17 protein-coding genes are annotated in these 17,975 nt (G+C 40.7%); 15 read left to right on the plus strand and 2 right to left on the minus strand.

Annotated elements, in window-relative coordinates; genetic code table 11:
• Positions 1-43 precede the first annotated feature (43 nt).
• From HX005_RS12740 to HX005_RS12810, 15 genes are all read left to right on the plus strand, one after another.
• Entirely contained in the window at positions 44-1,729 is a 1,686-nt protein-coding gene (locus HX005_RS12740; RefSeq protein ID WP_286377631.1) for an ApeI family dehydratase, read from the plus strand.
• A gap of 3 nt (positions 1,730-1,732) precedes the next feature.
• The gene (locus HX005_RS12745) at positions 1,733-2,488 is read left to right on the plus strand and encodes a glycosyltransferase family 2 protein (protein WP_286377632.1); all 756 of its coding nucleotides are present in this window, start codon (positions 1,733-1,735) and stop codon (positions 2,486-2,488) included.
• Positions 2,481-3,407: a lysophospholipid acyltransferase family protein gene (locus tag HX005_RS12750; protein ID WP_286377633.1), complete on the plus strand. Its 927-nt coding sequence runs from the start codon at positions 2,481-2,483 to the stop codon at positions 3,405-3,407. The genes HX005_RS12745 and HX005_RS12750 overlap by 8 nt, the downstream gene beginning before the upstream one ends.
• A 15-nt stretch (positions 3,408-3,422) precedes the next feature.
• Positions 3,423-4,973, plus strand: a complete 1,551-nt coding sequence (locus HX005_RS12755) for an HAL/PAL/TAL family ammonia-lyase (protein ID WP_286377707.1) — start codon at positions 3,423-3,425, stop codon at positions 4,971-4,973.
• A 3-nt stretch (positions 4,974-4,976) separates the two neighbouring features.
• On the plus strand, positions 4,977-5,396 hold the full coding sequence (locus HX005_RS12760; protein ID WP_286377634.1) for an acyl-CoA thioesterase: 420 nt from the start codon (positions 4,977-4,979) through the stop codon (positions 5,394-5,396).
• 133 nt (positions 5,397-5,529) lie between these two features.
• Entirely contained in the window at positions 5,530-6,114 is a 585-nt protein-coding gene (locus HX005_RS12765) for an outer membrane lipoprotein carrier protein LolA (RefSeq protein ID WP_286377708.1), read from the plus strand.
• Positions 6,089-8,413 carry an MMPL family transporter gene (locus HX005_RS12770; protein WP_286377635.1) on the plus strand — a complete coding sequence of 775 codons (2,325 nt, stop codon included), beginning with the start codon at positions 6,089-6,091 and terminating at the stop codon, positions 8,411-8,413. Before HX005_RS12765 ends, HX005_RS12770 begins: the two co-directional genes overlap by 26 nt.
• A gap of 18 nt (positions 8,414-8,431) precedes the next feature.
• Positions 8,432-9,721, plus strand: a complete 1,290-nt coding sequence (locus tag HX005_RS12775; RefSeq protein WP_286377636.1) for an NAD(P)/FAD-dependent oxidoreductase — start codon at positions 8,432-8,434, stop codon at positions 9,719-9,721.
• On the plus strand, positions 9,721-10,275 hold the full coding sequence (locus HX005_RS12780) for a DUF3261 domain-containing protein (protein WP_286377637.1): 555 nt from the start codon (positions 9,721-9,723) through the stop codon (positions 10,273-10,275). Before HX005_RS12775 ends, HX005_RS12780 begins: the two co-directional genes overlap by 1 nt.
• Before the next feature lie 8 nt (positions 10,276-10,283).
• The gene (locus tag HX005_RS12785; RefSeq protein WP_286377638.1) at positions 10,284-11,483 is read left to right on the plus strand and encodes a beta-ketoacyl-ACP synthase; all 1,200 of its coding nucleotides are present in this window, start codon (positions 10,284-10,286) and stop codon (positions 11,481-11,483) included.
• Positions 11,484-11,488: 5 nt separating this feature from the next.
• Entirely contained in the window at positions 11,489-11,902 is a 414-nt protein-coding gene (locus HX005_RS12790) for a hotdog family protein (RefSeq protein ID WP_502872743.1), read from the plus strand.
• 31 nt (positions 11,903-11,933) lie between these two features.
• Positions 11,934-12,659, plus strand: coding sequence for a 3-ketoacyl-ACP reductase FabG2 (locus tag HX005_RS12795; RefSeq protein WP_286377640.1), 726 nt, complete (start codon positions 11,934-11,936; stop codon positions 12,657-12,659).
• A complete protein-coding gene (locus HX005_RS12800; protein WP_286377641.1) occupies positions 12,659-13,888 on the plus strand; it encodes a beta-ketoacyl-ACP synthase in 1,230 nt (409 codons plus the stop codon). Before HX005_RS12795 ends, HX005_RS12800 begins: the two co-directional genes overlap by 1 nt.
• 10 nt (positions 13,889-13,898) lie before the next feature.
• On the plus strand, positions 13,899-14,333 hold the full coding sequence (locus tag HX005_RS12805) for an excinuclease (protein ID WP_286377642.1): 435 nt from the start codon (positions 13,899-13,901) through the stop codon (positions 14,331-14,333).
• A gap of 18 nt (positions 14,334-14,351) precedes the next feature.
• The gene (locus HX005_RS12810; RefSeq protein WP_286377643.1) at positions 14,352-15,017 is read left to right on the plus strand and encodes a 4'-phosphopantetheinyl transferase family protein; all 666 of its coding nucleotides are present in this window, start codon (positions 14,352-14,354) and stop codon (positions 15,015-15,017) included.
• 68 nt (positions 15,018-15,085) lie between these two features.
• Here the strand turns inward: HX005_RS12810 and secF are convergent, their stop codons facing one another.
• Together secF and secD are read right to left on the minus strand one after the other, a co-directional pair.
• A complete protein-coding gene (gene secF, locus HX005_RS12815) occupies positions 15,086-16,069 on the minus strand; it encodes a protein translocase subunit SecF (protein WP_286377644.1) in 984 nt (327 codons plus the stop codon).
• A gap of 7 nt (positions 16,070-16,076) precedes the next feature.
• Positions 16,077-17,975, minus strand: coding sequence for a protein translocase subunit SecD (gene secD, locus HX005_RS12820; RefSeq protein WP_107008346.1), 1,899 nt, complete (start codon positions 17,973-17,975; stop codon positions 16,077-16,079).

A 17,975-nucleotide genomic window follows, 5' to 3' on the forward strand; every position in this document is an offset into this window, starting at 1 on the left:
TACAGCCCCATTTACCTGACGATTAGTAAGAGTGATCTCCATCATGTCCTGTCATTTCCAGACGCATATTTTTTCTCCACATGTTTTGTCCATTCGAGATGACCTGAGTGGCATTGCTTTTCGTGAGTTTTGGCAGGATGTAGGACAGCAAAGCCTTGCTATTGCACAGTTACAGGCTGAAGAGTATGCCTTGTGGGAAAATGACAGCCATGAATTTCTGGTTTTATTTTTTGCAGCACTATTGGCAAATAAGCAAGTGCTGATTGCACCGCATCGAGTGAAAGCATTGGAAGAGGAACTGGCACAGCAGGGCATTCATTTCTTGAGTCGTCAGTCTGAGTCGTTATTGGAAAATGGAATATTTGAGTTACAACATCTTGATCTGAGTGAGCAGTTTCTACAACAGGCACAGGTTTATTTTTATACATCAGGCTCCACAGGACAACCTAAAAAAATTCCGAGAACATTGCGTCAACTGCTGAATGAAGTACAAGGTCTGGACCAAAGTTTTGATTTGTTGCAAGACAGCATTGCCATTGCAACGGTCAGCCATCAACATATTTATGGCTTATTGTTTAAATTATTGTTGCCTTTGGCAAGTGGACGCAGTTTTTATATTCCACAGTTGGCATTTCCCGAAGATGTTGTGGCAGTACAACAAAAATTAAACGTATTGCAGCGTAAAAATTATGTCATTTCAAGCCCTGCATTGCTTAAACGTTGGACCATAGATGTGTTGTTGCAAGATTGCCAATACATTTATTCCTCAGGGGGGAAGTTGGAATCAGGCATACGTCCCCATCTGAATCGTCCTGTTGTTGAGGTTTTAGGCAGCTCTGAAACAGGTGGTATTGCCCATCGTCAGCAGGATGATGCCTTGTGGACACCCTTTGCCAATGTCAACATTCGTATGGCTGAACATGAAGAATTGGCAGTGCAAACAAATCACGCATTTACCGAAGACTGGATTTTAACGGGCGACCGTGTCAGTGTGCGTGATGCGACGTGTTTAAAAACCCCATTTCAATTGTCAGGGCGTTTGGATCGTTTAATTAAACTGGAAGAAAAACGCCTAAGTCTGGATGCGATTGAACATAAAATTTTGACTTTGGATGAGATCGCAGAATGTCATGTCCTTGTCACCCAAAAGGATCATAGGCAAATTTTAGCTTGTGTGGCTGTGTTGACAGCATCTGCTCAGCACGTTCTTATGCAGCAAAATAAAGCCCAATTTGTGGCAAAGCTCAAACAACAATTGACTGCACAACTGGAAACGATTGCCATTCCAAGGCAGTGGCGCTTTTTATCACAGTTGCCACGTAACAGCCAATCCAAACTGAATAAACAGATGATGCAATCTTTGTTTCAGCCTTTATTGACCCCCGTTGTACTGAGTCAGACCTATACTGAAGAATCTGCACAATATTTATTGGAATTTCCACCTGAGTTGGCGTGTTTTAAAGGGCATTTTCCAAACTTGCCAATTTATGCAGGCGTGGGGCAAATTGGCTTTATTCAGCATTTTGCCAAACAACTTTGGACAGCGTTGGATTGGTGTAATGGCTATGAACAATTGAAGTTTCAGGACTTAATCAAGCCCTATGCTGTTGTGCAATTAAAACTGCAACGTCAGTTGCATAAAGTGCATTTTGAACTCTATACACAGGATAAAACGCTGGCTTCAGGGCGATTATTATTTATGCTTCAACAGCAAACAGATACGGTCTAGGGGATGGATATGGCGCAGTATGGATTTGTCATTCCTGTATATAATCATCCGCATTATATTCAAGCATTGCTTGAGCATCTGAATGTTTTTGCTTTGCCCATCATTGTGGTCAATGATGGCAGTGATGAACAGTGTACGCAGTTGCTTCGAGATTTGAAACATCAGTTTGCACAGATGATTTTGCTTGAACATGAAGTAAATCAAGGCAAGGGACAGGCAGTGATCACAGGGCTGAATCATGCATTTGAGCTGGGTTTAAGTCATGCCTTACAAATTGATTCAGATGGTCAGCATGATTGGCAGGATATCGCTAAGTTTTTACAGATCTCACAGCAGCACCCAAAAGCGATGGTGATTGGTCAGCCCATTTTTGACGAATCTGTACCCAAAGGGCGTCTGTATGGGCGTTATGCGACGCATATCTGGGTATGGATCAATAGCCTGTCTTTTGAAATTAAAGACAGTATGTGTGGCTTTCGGGTTTATCCATTGGCAGTCACCCATCGCATTTTAAATACTGCAAAATTTCAACCGCGTATGGGTTTTGACAGTGAAATTTTAGTCCGTTTAAAATGGGAAAATGTACCTTTTGTCAATGTTCCAACCCATGTGATTTATCCTGAGCAGGGCATTTCACATTTTAATGTCTGGCGTGACAATGTCGGTATGAGTACAGCTCATTCGAGACTGTTTGCAGGAATGTTGCTGCGATTGCCTAAGCTGTTAAAACAGAAATATACAGGTTCAACGGATGTCTGAGTCAACCCGTCCACAATGGAGTGAACTCAGAGAAAAAGGGGGAATGTTCCCCCTGATGCTGATGCTTTGGTTCTACCGTTTGGGTGGGCGTTTTTTATGCCGTATCGTCTTGTACTTTGTGATTATGTGGTATTGGTTATTTTCCAAAACAGCCAAACAGGCTTCTTTGCAATATCTCAGGAAATTGCATCAGTTTGCAGGCGAACAGTCACCTTTTACCCATGCACCCACGCTTGCAAATAGTTATAGCCATCTCATGCAATTTGGGGAATGTCTGCTTGATAAAATTGAAGGATGGCTTGGGCATATTCCTGAACAAAAGTTGAACTTGCATGGACATGAACACTTTCGGGCACATTATCAAAAAGGTGCAATTATCATGGTATCGCACTTTGGTAATATTGAATTGTTACGTGCCATTAAGTCGGAACATGCCCAAAAAATTAATGTCTTGGTCTATCAGAAGCATGCCACCAAATTTAATGATTTTTTAAAAAAAATGAACGACAAGGCAGATGTTCATTTGATTTCTGTCGATGAGTTGGGCATTGAAACAGCGATGTTGTTGCAAGATAAACTTGATCAAGGTGAGTGGGTGATTTTAGCCGCAGACCGAGTGCCTGTGCAGTCAGAAAGAATACAGCAAGTTTGCTTTTTGGGAGAAGATGCGCCATGGCCACAAGGTGCATGGATTTTGGCAAGTTTGCTAAAAGTCCCTTTATTGGCGGTGTTTTGTTACCGACAACACGATCATTTTGATGTCCACATTCATTTGCTGGCAGAAAAGTTACATCTGCCACGTGCCGATCGTTTGGCTGCCATGCAGGTCGTGACCCGAAAATATGTCGCCATTTTGGAGCAACATTGTCTGCGTGCTCCTTATCAATGGTTTAATTTTTATCAATTTTGGAACAAATAATTGGAAAATAATAAGATGCAAGTTTTAGTGATTGGGGAGCAGGCATTAACAATCGAACAGATTGTGGCTGTGGCGCAGTATCGTTGCCATGTGGCATTACCTGCAACAGCAGAATGGCGTCAGTTCATTCAACGTGGTGCTGATTTTCTGGATCAGTTGCTTGAAGATGAAGGCGTGATTTATGGCGTGACCACAGGTTATGGCGACTCGTGTCTAGTAGAAATTCCAACGCATCAGGTACACGAACTCCCCCTGCATTTGTCACGTTTTCATGGCTGTGGTTTGGGGCAAAATCTTGATTTAATCACTGCACGTGCTGTGGTGGTGACACGTTTATGTTCTTTGGCACGCGGTTATTCAGGTGTGTCTTTGGCATTGTTGGAACGTCTGGTTTGGATGTTAAATGAAAATATTATTCCTGTGATTCCATCTGAAGGTTCTGTCGGGGCAAGTGGTGATTTAACACCATTGTCTTATATTGCAGGTGCTTTGGTTGGTGAGCGTGATGTGTATTTGCAGTCACAGCAAAAAATCGTTCCCATTGCAGAAGTCTATGCTGAACAGAAAATTGAAGCTTTGGTATTGCGTCCAAAAGAAGGTTTGGCACTGATGAATGGCACTGCAGTCATGACTGCCATCGCATGCCTGAACTATAAAAAAGCGGAACAGATTTCACTCAGCAGTACCTTGGTCACAGCCATGAATGTCTTGGCTTTAGAGGGTAATCCGAGCCATTTTGATGAAGTTTTATTTGCACAAAAACCGCATCAGGGGCAACAACAGATTGCGGCGCAATTACGTCATTGGTTAAACAGCGAAGTACAGACAGCGCACCAAAGCCCACGTTTACAAGACCGCTATTCACTACGCTGTGCACCGCATGTGATAGGTGTATTTGAAGACTCTAAAGTATGGCTGCGTCAGTTTATTGAAAATGAATTAAATTCAAGCAATGACAATCCTTTGATTGATCCTGTCAATTTAAGGGTATTACATGGTGGGCATTTTTATGGTGGACACATTGCCCAAGCCATGGACAGTTTAAAAATCATGATCGCCAATATTGCCGATTTAATGGATCGACAACTTGCACAATTGGTCGATCACAAAATGAATCATGGTTTACCACGTAATTTAACAGGTTCAAGCCTTGAGCGTTTGCCACTCAATCATGGCTTTAAAGCTGTGCAAATTGGGGTATCCGCATGGACGGCAGAAGCCTTAAAGCAAACCGTTGCCGCTTCAATTTTTTCACGTTCGACCGAATGTCACAATCAAGACAAAGTCAGTATGGGCACCATTGCTGCACGTGATGCAAGCCGAGTGATTCTATTGACCGAGCAAGTGATGGCAGCACTTAGCTGTGCTGCAGTACAAGCGATTCAACTCAAAGGGCTAAATACACAATTGGGGCAGGTGTTAACGCAGTTCCAACAGTGGGTGCTTGAAAGCTTCACCTTTGTAGAGGAAGATCGCCCTTTACAACAGGATTTACAGCGTTTGGTTGACCGTTTTGAGCAGTTTGATTTACTCAATGATCATGATCAACAGTTGAAATGGAGCTGAGTTATGCATGCTGATGTAATCATAGAAATTCCATTTCATGATGTCGACACCATGAACATTGTGTGGCATGGGCATTACATTAAATATTTTGAAATTGCACGTTGTAAATTACTCGATGAATTTGAATATAACTATGTGCAAATGAAACAATCGGGTTATGCATGGCCGGTCATTGAAAGTTATGTCCGTTATGTGCAAGGCATCGAATTTCAACAAAAAATACGTGTGCGTGCCATTTTAAAAGAATGGGAAAACCGTTTGAAAATTGAATATCAGATTTTTGATGCAGACTCAGGCAAACGTTTGACCAAAGGCTTTACCTCGCAGGTTGCCGTTCATATTGAAACGCGTGAAATGTGTTTTCAATCGCCACCTGTCCTGTTTGAACGTTTAAATGCATGGTCGGCTTTTCAGCCTGCTTAGTGTGAATTTAGAGGAAATTGTCATGCAAAAAATGAAAGTCGCATCGCAAGCATTGGCGCTACAGCAGACGAAATTTACATCTGCGCTGCTATTGAAGTTGTTGTGGATGTGCTTGTGTGCGGTGGTGTTGAGTATGACATTTTCCACGACAAGTTTTGCGCAAAATACTCAGGTCACACAGATCTTTAAACAATTGTCAGCCACCCCTACAGTACGTGCGAATTTTCAACAGCAAAAGAAATTGGCATCTTTGAATAAAACCTTTGTGTCCAATGGCGAGGTTCTATTTTCCAAACAAAATGGTGTGTTGTGGCAAATTCAACGTCCTGTACAAGCCAACTTGATTGTGACCCCCAAAAAACTGGTACAAAAAACGCAGCGAACCTATAGTCAGATTGAAATTGATAAATCACCTTATGGTTCTGTAGCCACCATGTTTTTGCAGTTGATGTCAGGCAATGAAACAGCGCTCAGTAAAAACTTTAATATTGTGTCTGCAAACTATTCGGCAACGCAGTGGAATATTAGCCTGACACCAAAAAGTGGCTTGTTTAAAAAGCTGTTTGATCGTGTCGATGCACAGGGTCAACGCTATGTCGATCGGATTGTGATTTCCGAAAAGGGCAATAATACGACGACTATTCAGTTCAGCCAACACACCACTCAACCCGTCCAATTAACGGCGACTGAAGATGCACTTTTCAAACTGGCAAAATAAACTGACCGCACTGTGGTTAACCATTTTACTGATGGTTGCAGCAAGTCTTGTCACGGCATGGCTGAAACAGGATATTCATGTTCAGACCAATATTTTTGCGTTGCTACCCAAAGAACATCAGGATCCACGACTGGAAAAGACGCAGGACTATGTCAGTCAGCAACTGAACAATCAAGTCTTTTTGGTGGTGGATGCAGACAGCAATCAGCGTTTGACACAAGCCACTCAATTGCTTCGGCAGCACATGGCTGCATCGACCTTGTGGCAACCGTTAAAACCGCAGTTGGATACAGAAAAATTTGCTCAGGTGCTCTATCAGCATCATGCTGGGCTATTGAGTCAGGATGATATTCAATTACTGAAAAATCAGGATTATACGGGATTGACAGAGCAGTCACTGTTACAGGTGATGAGTCCGGGCATGCCCTTAAGTGCTGAATTATTCCAAAAAGATCCCTTATTGTTATTTCCGCGTTTTGCTGTCGGTTTATCTGGCCAAAATAATCATCAAAATATTGAAATGGAACAGGGCTTTGCCACCATTCATGATGAAAAAGGCAGTTCACGATTTTTTAGCCTGAATTTGACAGAAAGTCCTTATAACATTGACTATCAACAGCGTACAGCCGAATGGATGCAACAGTTGGATGCTGACCTGAAAAAAATAGGTGTGCAAAGCCATTGGACAGGTACCTTATTATTCACCGCTTTTGGAACTCAGTCTGCGGAAAAGGAAATCTCAACCATTGGACTTGGCTCAAGTCTGGGCGTTTTGTTATTGGTCTGGTTTGGTTTTCGTTCATTGCGTCCTATGCTGACCGAATTTATTGCTGTCAGCAGTGGGAGTTTGGTGGCATTTGCAGTCACACATTGGTTATTTGGTGAAATCCATCTGATGACCTTGGTATTTGGTGCCAGTCTGGTTGGTGTATGTGTCGATTTTTCTTTCTATTTTATGGCATTGCAATCACAGCATCGACAGGTGGATGGTTTTAAGGTTCTAAAACCTGTGCTACCAAGCTTATTTATGGGTTTAATGACCACCTTGGTGGCTTATGTTTTTTTGACCTTTACACCCTTTCCGGGCTTTAAGCAGATTGCGGTTTTCTCCATTGTGGGGTTAAGTGCTGCATGGATCACTAGTATTTTGCTATTGCCCCGTTTAAAGGCACTCAATGCACAGCCTGCAATTGATACCTTGCGCTTTATTGGGCGTGCACGAGACTTTATGCTCAGTCACAATACCTTGCGTTTTGGCATGGTTGTGGTGATTGTGCTTGTGTCCATGAGTAGTCTTTATTTTCTAAAAAGTAATGATGATATTCGTAATCTGCAAAGTATGGATCAACAACTGAAACAAGAAGATCAATATGTACGGCAACGCTTTGGACAGCAACAAAGCAGTGATTATTTTGTGGTGCATGGACAAAATCAGCAGCAATTGGAGCAACAGGAACAGCAACTCCTTGCCCAGCTACAGACATTACAAGTACAGGGAAAATTGCAAAGTATTCAAGCCATTGGACAGTCGATTCCTTCCATGCTGACACAGCAGGAAAATATTCAGTTGCTACAGCAGATTCCTGTCAGTGCGCTTACAGATTATGCAGCAGCCATGCAGTTAAATCTTCAGGATGTATTGAAATGGCAACAACAACTTGCCATGCAAAAACCATTAACACTAGCCGATTTTCAGCAACATCCATTGGCATTTTTACAGCCAAATGCCCATGAACGTTTGATAATGGTTCAAGGCACAATTCCAGCGCAACAACTGAAATTATTGGAAAATAGTCAGATTCAGTTTGTGCAGCCTGTTCAGCGTTTATCACAACTGTTTCAGCAACATCGGATTCAGGCGCAGTATTTATTGCTGTATGCCTTGCTTGCGCTGAGTATTGGCTTAGCCTTGATTTATGGTTTGAAGTCAGTTGTTGCTTTGGTTTTACCTGTCAGTATGGCATTGCTCAGTACCTTTGCAGTACAAGCATGGCTTGGTGTAGAAATCAATTTGTTCAGTATTATGGGCACATTCTTGATTATTGGGATCGGGGTGGATTATGCGATTTTTTATCGGCATGGGCATGATCATCCGCATGTAGTAGGTATGGCATTATTTTTATGTATGATGTCGACTTTATTGGGGTTTGGATTATTGTCCTTTAGTCAAACCTATGCCATTCACTGCTTTGGTCTCACGGTTTTATTGGGCGTTATTTTTTCATTCATTTATGCAACGCTTTTAACTAAAGCAGATCATCAATATCATACTACTTTAAAAAATCAGCAAGATAGCTGAAAAATTAGGGGAAATTCAATGCAATATACAGATATATTAATTATTGGTGCTGGACCATCAGGAAGCTCAGCCGCTGCATTATTACGTCAAAAAGGCTATGCTGTTACGATTATTGAAAAACAATATTTTCCTCGTTTTACGATAGGAGAATCTTTACTCCCCCAATCTATGGTTTTTTTAGAGGAAGCAGGATTACTTGATTGTATTAAAAATCATGTAGATGAATATGCTTTCCAGTTTAAAAATGGTGCAGCTTTTTTAAAAGGTCAACAGCGTAGTTTTTATGATTTTACTGAAAAATTTAGTGATGGACCAGGCACAACTTGGCAAGTAAGACGTGCGCATTTTGACCACTTGTTGGCGAAACAAGCTGAGCAATATGGTGCAGAAGTTCGTTTTGGGCATGAGGTGATTGCAGTTGATGTCGAGTCAAAACATCCGATTTTAACAGTTAAAAATGAACACGCTGAACAGTATCAGATTCAAGCCAAATTTTTACTCGATGCCAGTGGTTTTGGTCGTATTTTACCTAAATTTTTAGATATTGAAAGTCCATCAAATTTCCCTGTGCGTCGTGCCGTGTTCACTCATATTGAAGATGGTATTTTGGATGATCCAGATTTTGATCGTGAAAAGATTTTAATCACCGTACATGAAAAAGACCCACGTGCTTGGTATTGGCTGATTCCATTTGCCGATGGTCGTGCATCATTTGGTGTAGTTGCAGAGCAAGATTTTTTTGATCATTATCAAATTGATGATACAAGCCCTGAAACTTTACAAGCAACTTTTGCACGTATTTTAGCGGATGATCCTGCTTTATCACATGTATTAAGAAATAAAAAGTTTGATACACCTGTACGAACTTTGGTTGGCTATTCTGCTAACGTAAAGCATTTGGCAGGTCAAAATTATGCGTTATTGGGCAATGCTGGTGAGTTTTTAGATCCTGTATTTTCTTCAGGAGTGACGATTGCTTTAAAATCATCGAGTTTGGCTGTACCTTTGGTTGAGCGTGTCATTCAAGGAGCATCAGTAGATTGGATGAAAGAGTATGAGCAGCCTTTACGTAAAGGGATTAAAGTCTTTCGTGCTTATGTTGAGTCTTGGTATGAAGGTGAATTTCAGGATGTGGTATTTTCTAAAAACCAAAATGATAAAATTCGTCGTATGATCGCATCGCTTTTAGCAGGCTATGCATGGGATGATCAGAATCCAATTCATAAAAATGCGAAGCAACGTTTAAGTACTTTAGCCGAATACTGTCGTGAAGGTCAGTCACAAACGGCTGTAGTTGGAATTGAATAATGCTAAATCAATGGACAAAATATGCTTTTATTCTCTTGTTAATGTTGAATTTAAGTGCATGTCAGCAGATGTTACCTAAAGCACAGGGCTTAGTCAGTTCACAATGGTCTGCACAGCAGTATCAACGTCAAGATCAGGTTGAAGTGCAATGGAAAGAGCATAGCTTTAGCTTCTTGTTATATCAACAACAGCAAGACCAAAACTTAGATGTGCTAGCATTAAGCCTTACAGGACAGCAATTATTTAAGTTACATTTTGATGGGCAAAAAGTGACTGTAGAGCAACGTATTGATCAAATGAAATTATTGCCTTTTGATTTTTTAATGCGAGATATTTTATTTGCGACTTATCCTGATTTTATTCAGCATCCTCCTGAAAAAGTAAGTATCAAGTCAGGACAACAAGGTGAAACTCAGACACAAGACGTTGAAATTAACCAGCAAAAAGTATTAACCATACAGCGAAGTGCTGCTTATATTGAACTGAATAATTTGCAAGTTCCTTACCAAATGGTATTCAGCACTGTACCCAATACGCTGGAAAATAATGAGTAAAAATCAAAATGCCTGAAATGATTGATTTAAAAAATCCTGCGGTTGGTATTCAGTTAAGTGCGGCTTTATCTGCTTTAGGTGCAAATGCAGAACAACTACAGCATGCATTGACTCACACAGAAAATACACTCAGTTTAAGTTCAGATTTTATTGCTGAAAAAAAAGTGTGGGTCGGGGCTTGTTCAGTACCTTTACTGGTGCATGTACCTGAAATTTTAAAAACAGTTGAAACTCGAAATTTACGTTTTGCTTTAACCGCTCTGCAACAGATTGAAGCTGAACTTAAAGCTTATGTTGCACAGATCCCCGTAAAACGTTTAGCAATTATTATTGGTACATCAACTTCAGGAATTGCAGATAATGAAGACCAGCTTCAGGGCTATATGCAAGGGCATACAACTGCTCAAGTGATACAGAAAAAACAAGAAATGGACTGTTTAGCCAAAGCATTGCAACTTTATTTAGGTTGGGAAGGTATTGCTTATACGATTTCTACAGCTTGTTCATCCAGTGCAAAAGCTTTAGCAGCAGGACAACGTTTACTTAATGCTGGATTAGCAGATGCGGTTTTAGTTGGTGGTGTCGATACATTATGTAAGCTTACATTAAATGGTTTTAATAGCCTTGAAAGTTTATCTCAAGGTATTTGTCAGCCTTGTGGGCAACAACGAGATGGTATCAATATTGGTGAGGCAGCCGCTTTATTTTTATTATCAAAACAAACAGCGCCAACCTTGTTAATATCAGCTGGAGAGTCTATGGATGCATGGCATATTTCAGCACCACATCCTGAAGGGCAAGGTGCAGCCAAAGCCATGCAAACCGCTTTAGATCTGGCGCAGTTAAATGCAACAGAGATTGGTTATTTAAATTTACATGGAACAGCAACCCCACAGAATGATGCTATGGAAATTAAAGCTGTACAGCAGGTATTTCAAAACTATCTTGTGCCTTTGAGTAGCACCAAACATAAAACAGGACATTGTTTAGGTGCAGCAGGTGCCATTGAAGCATTTATTTGTCAGCAAATATTAAAAGCACAAACATGGTTGCCTTTACATCAAGCGAGTCTTTTAGATGCAGAATTAGACACACAAAATTATGTAGAGCATGCTGAATTATCTCATAAAATTCGCTATGTAATGTCCAATTCATTTGCCTTTGGCGGCAGTAATATCAGTCTGATTTTTGGAACATCATCAACATGACCGTTATGCAAGCAATACCTGCCATTCATGTCATTCCACATGAAAAACCTATGGTTTTTATTGATCATGTCGTAACGATCGGTGATCAATTTGTTGTTGCAGAACTAAAAATATCGCCTGAACTGATGTTTTGCGAAGCTCAAGGGCTACCCACATGGACCAGTATTGAGTTGATGGCACAAACCATCAGTGCCTATGCAGGTATGCAAGGTCAACAATCGGGTCAGGCACCTAAAATTGGCTTTTTATTGGGAACACGCAAATTACAGTTACCAATTGCTTATTTTGAAATGGGTCAAATCGTCACAATCCGTGCAGAACGACAGTATCTACATGAAGGATTGGGACAATTTGCCTGTGAAATTTTTTATCAGCAACATACAATTTCAGCCATGCTGAGTGTCTATGAACCTGAATAACAACAGCAAATTTAAAAATTAGGATGTAAATGTGACAAAAAGAATCTTGGTAACGGGGTCAAGTCGAGGCATTGGAAAAGCCATTGCTTTACAATTGGCGGCAGCGGGTTTTGATGTGACTGTACATGCACGTTCCAAGCGGGCAGAAGCAGAACAGGTGGCAGCACAAATTCAGGCATTGGGTCAACGCAGTCATGTATTGCTCTTTGATGTGACTGAACGTGAAAATGTACAACAACAACTCGAACAGGATGTTGCTGAACATGGTGCATTTTATGGTGTAGTTCTCAATGCAGGCTTAACCCATGACGCTGCATTTCCAGCCTTGACTGACAATGATTGGGATGAGGTGATCTCCACCTCACTTGATGGTTTTTATAATGTTTTAAAACCGTTAATTATGCCCATGATTCGTCTGAAAAAAGGCGGGCGCATTGTGACAATGTCTTCTGTTTCTGGCGTGATGGGCAACCGTGGGCAGGTGAACTACAGTGCTGCCAAAGCGGGACTCATTGGTGCGACCAAAGCATTGGCACTGGAATTGGCAAAACGTAAAATTACCGTCAACTGTGTTGCGCCAGGCTTGATTGAAACAGAAATGGTCAGTGAGGAAGTGCAGGAACATGCACTGAAAATGATCCCTATGCAGCGCATGGGGCAAGTCGATGAAGTGGCAAAAGTGGTTAAATTTCTGTGCAGTGATGATGCCAGTTATATCACCCGACAAGTCATTTCAGTCAACGGAGGTTTGATCTGATGAAACGTGTCGTGGTGACAGGAATGGCAGGTATTACCTCATTAGGTGAGACTGCAGACTCTATTTTTGAACAGTTTGCAGCAGCAAAAAGTGGCATTCGCTACATGCCTGAATGGGAAATATTTACCGATTTACGCTGCAAGATTGCAGGACCTGTGGCGTCTTTTGAAACTCCCAAACACTTTAACCGCAAAGTGACACGTGGCATGGGGCGTGTCGCTCTAATGTCCGTGATCTGTGCAGAAAAAGCCTTAATGGATGCCAATTTGCTACACGATCCGATTTTACAAAGCGGTGATACAGGTGTGGCATTTGGCTCATCTGCGGGCAGTGTTGATGCGGTCGCTGAGTTTGGTTCCATGTTGTTGGAAAATAACATGAATAAAATGAATGCAACCACCTATATACGCATGATGTCACATACCAGTGCCGTCAATATGACCGTGTATTTCGGTTTAAAAGGACTGACATTGCCAACATCAAGTGCTTGTACTTCAGGCTCTATGGCAATAGGGCAAGCCTATGAAGCCATTAAATATGGCAAACAAACCGTCATGCTAGCAGGCGGAGCTGAAGAATTAAGTGCAGCAGGCTGTGCAGTTTTTGATGTCCTACTTGCGACTAGTGGAATGAATGATCAAGCTGAAAAATCACCACGTCCCTTTGACCAAAACCGAGATGGTTTAGTCGTGGGTGAGGGTGCGGGCTGTTTAATTCTGGAAGAATATGAACATGCCAAGGCACGTGGTGCTACAATTTATGCGGAAATTATCGGTTATGGCAGCAATACCGATGGTCAGCATGTGACCCGCCCTGATTCAGAGATGATGGGGCGTTGTATGCAATTGGCATTGAAGGATGCCAATATTGATGCTGATCAGATTGATTATGTTAACGCGCATGGAACTTCGACAGATCAGGGGGATATTGCTGAAACACAGGCAACTGCACGTGTGTTGGGGCGTAAACCAATCAGTTCGCTCAAAAGTTATTTTGGGCATACATTAGGGGCTTGTGGTGCAATTGAAGCATGGCTAAGCTTAGAAATGATGCAAAGAAAGCAATTTATTCCAACATTAAATTTAGAAAATATTGATCCACTTTGTGGAGATTTAGATTATATTGTGGGGAAAGCTCGAACAATAAATGCCGAAATATTGATGAGCAATAATTTCGCTTTTGGAGGTATTAATACTTCCATTATTTTCAAAAAAATAGATCACAAATAAGGGTAACCACATGTCTATTAAAAATATCTGTATCGCTTTAGCATTAGGTGTGAGTGGCATTGCTTCTGTACAAGCAGCTGATGCAATACATCAATTTAATTTTAAAGAGGCTGTTGATCGTGCAGTTGCTGATGGTGTCCTAGATGGCACTGTAAAATTTTATTTGGCAGGCACTCAAGCAGGAGGGCAGGTCTTACAAAAAGGTTTAGTGACCAATAAAAAGACCAATGGATTTGGTAAAACAGCAGAAAATGCCTGCGATCATGTTTTGCGTTCAGCATTGATTCAATTTGAAAAAACTGCAAAATCTCGTGGTGCAAATGCGGTGACAAATATTACAAGTTTCTATAAATCGAATGAAACACGTAGCACAACAACGTATGATTGTGCGAAAGGAACTGCAGTAGCAGGTGTTGCGTTGAAAGGTGACATCACTAAATTCTAATTTTTATTTGACATGAGTATGATTGAGCCAGTGAAAAACAGAACAATTCAAATCCACGTTCAGCCATTGGCTCAATTTATTGAAGGTACTCAAACAGGCTTTGCTTCTTTGCCAGAGTTTAATTACTATAAAAAAAATAAAATTTATCAAAAACGTAATCAATATCTTTCCGATTTTATAAAACAGCCGATTCAAGATACAGATATTGTAAAAACGGAATTTGGTAAACCCCATTTAGTGCACTTTAAACATGTCGCTTTTAATCATTCCCATAGTCAAAATCATTATGCTTTAGCAATTTCTCAGCAAATACAAGATATTGGTGTAGATATTGAAGATTTAAAGCGGAAAGTACGTTTTGATGCATTGGCAAAGCATGCTTTTCATCAAGATGAATATCAGAAATGGCAAGATTTAGACGGTGATATCGAATATTGGTTTAAGGTATGGACAACCAAAGAGGCGGTATTAAAAGCATCAGGTTTAGGCATTCGTTTAAGTTTAAATGAGTTAAATACTCATGCTCATCCTTTAGAAAATGGTGGAATGTGTTCACATCCATTGATTGGTGTTTTTGCCTATCAAAACTTTCAGTTAGCACAGAGTATGTTAAGTATCGCTTGGCGTTCAGAATACTCTTGTAAAGGTTTTGCATTTCCAATGATTGATATTATTCAGCATTAATTTTTTCTTTTTTTCAATTGAGCAATAAAAAAGCCCATCCGAAGATGAGCCATTTTCAAAACTTTGTATTAGTGGGGAATTTGTTCTTCATCTTCAAATTCAGGTTTAACTTGAACAACAAAGTCCTGACGGCTCAGACCGCGCCATAAAGCGAAGGCTGTACCAATATAGATAGAAGAATATGTACCTACAAATACACCAATGAACATTGCAACAGAGAACCAGTGTAAACCATCACCGCCTAAGAACATCATTGCCATAACAACAAGCAAAAGCGTCATAGAGGTATGGATGGTACGACGTAGTGTTTCAGTTAATGCAGAGTTCACAACTTCAAGTGGTGTTGCACCACGAATCTTACGGAAGTTTTCACGAATACGGTCTGAAACAACAATGTTATCGTTGAGTGAGAAACCAATTAACGCAAGAATTGCCGCAAGAACTGTTAAGTCAAACGGCCACTGCATCATGGCAAAAATACCTACAGTCACAATAACGTCATGGAGTAAAGATAAAACTGCACCCAGTGCGAGTTTAAACTCAAAACGAATAGTGACATAAACGAGCATGAGCAGCATTGCGAGCGCAACAGCACCCGCAGAGCGGATATAAAGCTCATTACCGACTTGACCACCAACAGAGTCAACTTTATGTACTTTAGCTGGGTTATCTGGTAACTGTACTGCTTTAGTTAATGCATTATTAAGATCTTCAACATTAATGTCTTGTACTGGCATACGTACAATTAAATCTTTGTTAGAACCTAAAGTTTGCACAACCGCATCTTTAAAGCCTGCTTTATCTAATGTGTTGATTACATCAGTAGTTTTTGCTTCATGTTGATAGTTAAGTTCAGCAGAAACCCCGCCCGTGAAGTCCAAACCTAAATTTAGACCTTTGGTGGCAATAAAGAAAATACTGGCAATGGTGAGAATGATCGAAAGGATTGCTGCAGGTTTTGCAATCTTCATAAAGTTGATGATTTTTTCATCATCAGGGCGACCATACTTTTTGGCTTTTTGCTCTTGAGGTTGAGTCACATCAGTCATCATAGATCTCCTATATGCTCAACTTTTTCAAGTTGCGTTTTTTACCATAAATGATCTGTACGATAGCGCGAGTAACTGTAATCGCAGTAAACATTGAGCAAACAATACCAATCATCAATGTCACAGCGAAGCCTTTAATCGGACCTGTACCAATCGCAAATAAGATAAATGCAACCAAAAAGGTGGTTAAGTTGGAGTCAAAGATCGTGTTATAAGCACGATCATAACCTGCCACAATCGCCTGTTTAGGGGAGGCGCCCCATCGCATTTCTTCTCGTATTCGTTCACAAATCAGAACGTTCGCATCGACTGCCATCCCGATGGTGATGACGATACCCGCAATACCAGGTAAAGTGAGCGAAGCACCAATCCAAGACATCACTGTTAAGAGCATTGCAAGGTTAATCACTAATGCTAAATCTGCAATAACACCAAAGACACGGAAGAATACAACCATCCAAATTGCGACAAGAATGAAACCAACTTGAGTTGAAAGTACACCTTTATCAATATTTTCTTGACCAAGGCTTGGACCTACAACACGTTCTTCAACAAAGTACATTGGGGCAGCTAAAGCACCTGCACGTAACATCAAGGCAAGTTCAGCCGCTTCTTGTGGTGAATCTAGACCTGTAATACGGAACTGAGCACCTAGCACAGCTTGAATCGTTGCTGCGTTGATGACGACAGATTCGGTAAATGGCGTACGAACTTCTGTTTGAACACCTGTAGTTGGGTCGGTTATATATTCAATTTTTTGTTTATTTTCAATAAACAATACCGCCATACGTTTACCAACAGCATTACGTGTCGCATCTGCCATGAGCTTACCACCAGCGTTGTCTAAAGTAATATTTACTTCAGCTCCGCCAGTATCTTGGCTAAAACCACTTGATGCATTTTGAACACGTTCACCTGTTAAAATACGGTTACGGTTTAATAATAACTGTTTGCCACTGTCTAAAGTTTCATAAGCAAATAGCTCTGTTCCTGGTGGAACAGGTTGACCATTAGACTGACCATAAGGTGTTACATATTGATCATTCAAATCAGAAACTAAGCGGAATTCTAAGTTAGCAGTACGCCCCAAAACACGTTTTGCTTCGGCTGTATCTTGTACACCAGGCAATTCCACAACAATACGATTACTACCTTGGCTTTGTACTAAAGCTTCAGCTACACCTAACTCATTGATACGGTTACGTAAAGTGGTTAAGTTTTGATTTAAAGCATAAGACTGAATCTCTTGCTTTGTTGTATCATTATAGGTGAGTTTTAAAGTAGAACCTGTATCGGTTGCAAGTGCTTGTTGAGTATATTTATTGCCATCACGACGTAGAAAATCCATAGCAGCAGCACGATCATCATTATTTGCAAATAACAAAGTAATCGTGTTGTTGTTTAGCGTTAAGCTATTGAATTTAATTTTTTGCTCACGTAAATCACGACGTAAATCTGTTGCTGATGTTTCCATACGTTGTGCAATTGCTTTGTCCATATCTACTTCAAGTAGAAAATGAACACCACCACGTAAGTCCAGACCAAGTTTCATTGGCTTAGCACCAATTTTTTGTAACCATTCTGGTGTGGTTGGCGCAAGGTTTAATGCAACAACATAATTATCACCTAAACCTTTGCGTAAAGCTTCTTGTGCTTTAAGTTGGGCATCAGATGAACTTACACGCAACAATGCAGCATTGTTGGTAAAAGTATTATCATGAGTGGCAATATTGTCACTTTTTAATATTTGCTCTGCTTTTTGTATGACAGACTGATCAATCTGAGTACCAGCCTTGGCACCAGAAATTTGAACAGCAGGCTCATCAGGATACAAACTTGGCAGTGCGTATAATGTACTGACCACGAGAACAACGAGGATCAGTAGATATTTCCATGCAGGGTAACGCAT

This window comes from Acinetobacter sp. R933-2, assembly GCF_030325485.1.
GTDB classification, from domain to species: Bacteria; Pseudomonadota; Gammaproteobacteria; order Pseudomonadales; family Moraxellaceae; genus Acinetobacter; species Acinetobacter sichuanensis.

Coding starts and splice junctions, on each gene's coding strand:
- HX005_RS12740 (WP_286377631.1), top strand. CDS start 44: ATGTCCTGTCATTTCCAGACGCATATTTTTTCTCCACATGTTTTGTCC.
- HX005_RS12745 (WP_286377632.1), top strand. CDS start 1,733: ATGGATATGGCGCAGTATGGATTTGTCATTCCTGTATATAATCATCCG.
- HX005_RS12750 (WP_286377633.1), top strand. CDS start 2,481: ATGTCTGAGTCAACCCGTCCACAATGGAGTGAACTCAGAGAAAAAGGG.
- HX005_RS12755 (WP_286377707.1), top strand. CDS start 3,423: ATGCAAGTTTTAGTGATTGGGGAGCAGGCATTAACAATCGAACAGATT.
- HX005_RS12760 (WP_286377634.1), top strand. CDS start 4,977: ATGCATGCTGATGTAATCATAGAAATTCCATTTCATGATGTCGACACC.
- HX005_RS12765 (WP_286377708.1), top strand. CDS start 5,530: ATGACATTTTCCACGACAAGTTTTGCGCAAAATACTCAGGTCACACAG.
- HX005_RS12770 (WP_286377635.1), top strand. CDS start 6,089: ATGCACTTTTCAAACTGGCAAAATAAACTGACCGCACTGTGGTTAACC.
- HX005_RS12775 (WP_286377636.1), top strand. CDS start 8,432: ATGCAATATACAGATATATTAATTATTGGTGCTGGACCATCAGGAAGC.
- HX005_RS12780 (WP_286377637.1), top strand. CDS start 9,721: ATGCTAAATCAATGGACAAAATATGCTTTTATTCTCTTGTTAATGTTG.
- HX005_RS12785 (WP_286377638.1), top strand. CDS start 10,284: ATGCCTGAAATGATTGATTTAAAAAATCCTGCGGTTGGTATTCAGTTA.
- HX005_RS12790 (WP_502872743.1), top strand. CDS start 11,489: ATGCAAGCAATACCTGCCATTCATGTCATTCCACATGAAAAACCTATG.
- HX005_RS12800 (WP_286377641.1), top strand. CDS start 12,659: ATGAAACGTGTCGTGGTGACAGGAATGGCAGGTATTACCTCATTAGGT.
- HX005_RS12805 (WP_286377642.1), top strand. CDS start 13,899: ATGTCTATTAAAAATATCTGTATCGCTTTAGCATTAGGTGTGAGTGGC.
- HX005_RS12810 (WP_286377643.1), top strand. CDS start 14,352: ATGATTGAGCCAGTGAAAAACAGAACAATTCAAATCCACGTTCAGCCA.
- secF (WP_286377644.1), bottom strand. CDS start 16,069: ATGATGACTGATGTGACTCAACCTCAAGAGCAAAAAGCCAAAAAGTAT.
- secD (WP_107008346.1), bottom strand. CDS start 17,975: ATGCGTTACCCTGCATGGAAATATCTACTGATCCTCGTTGTTCTCGTG.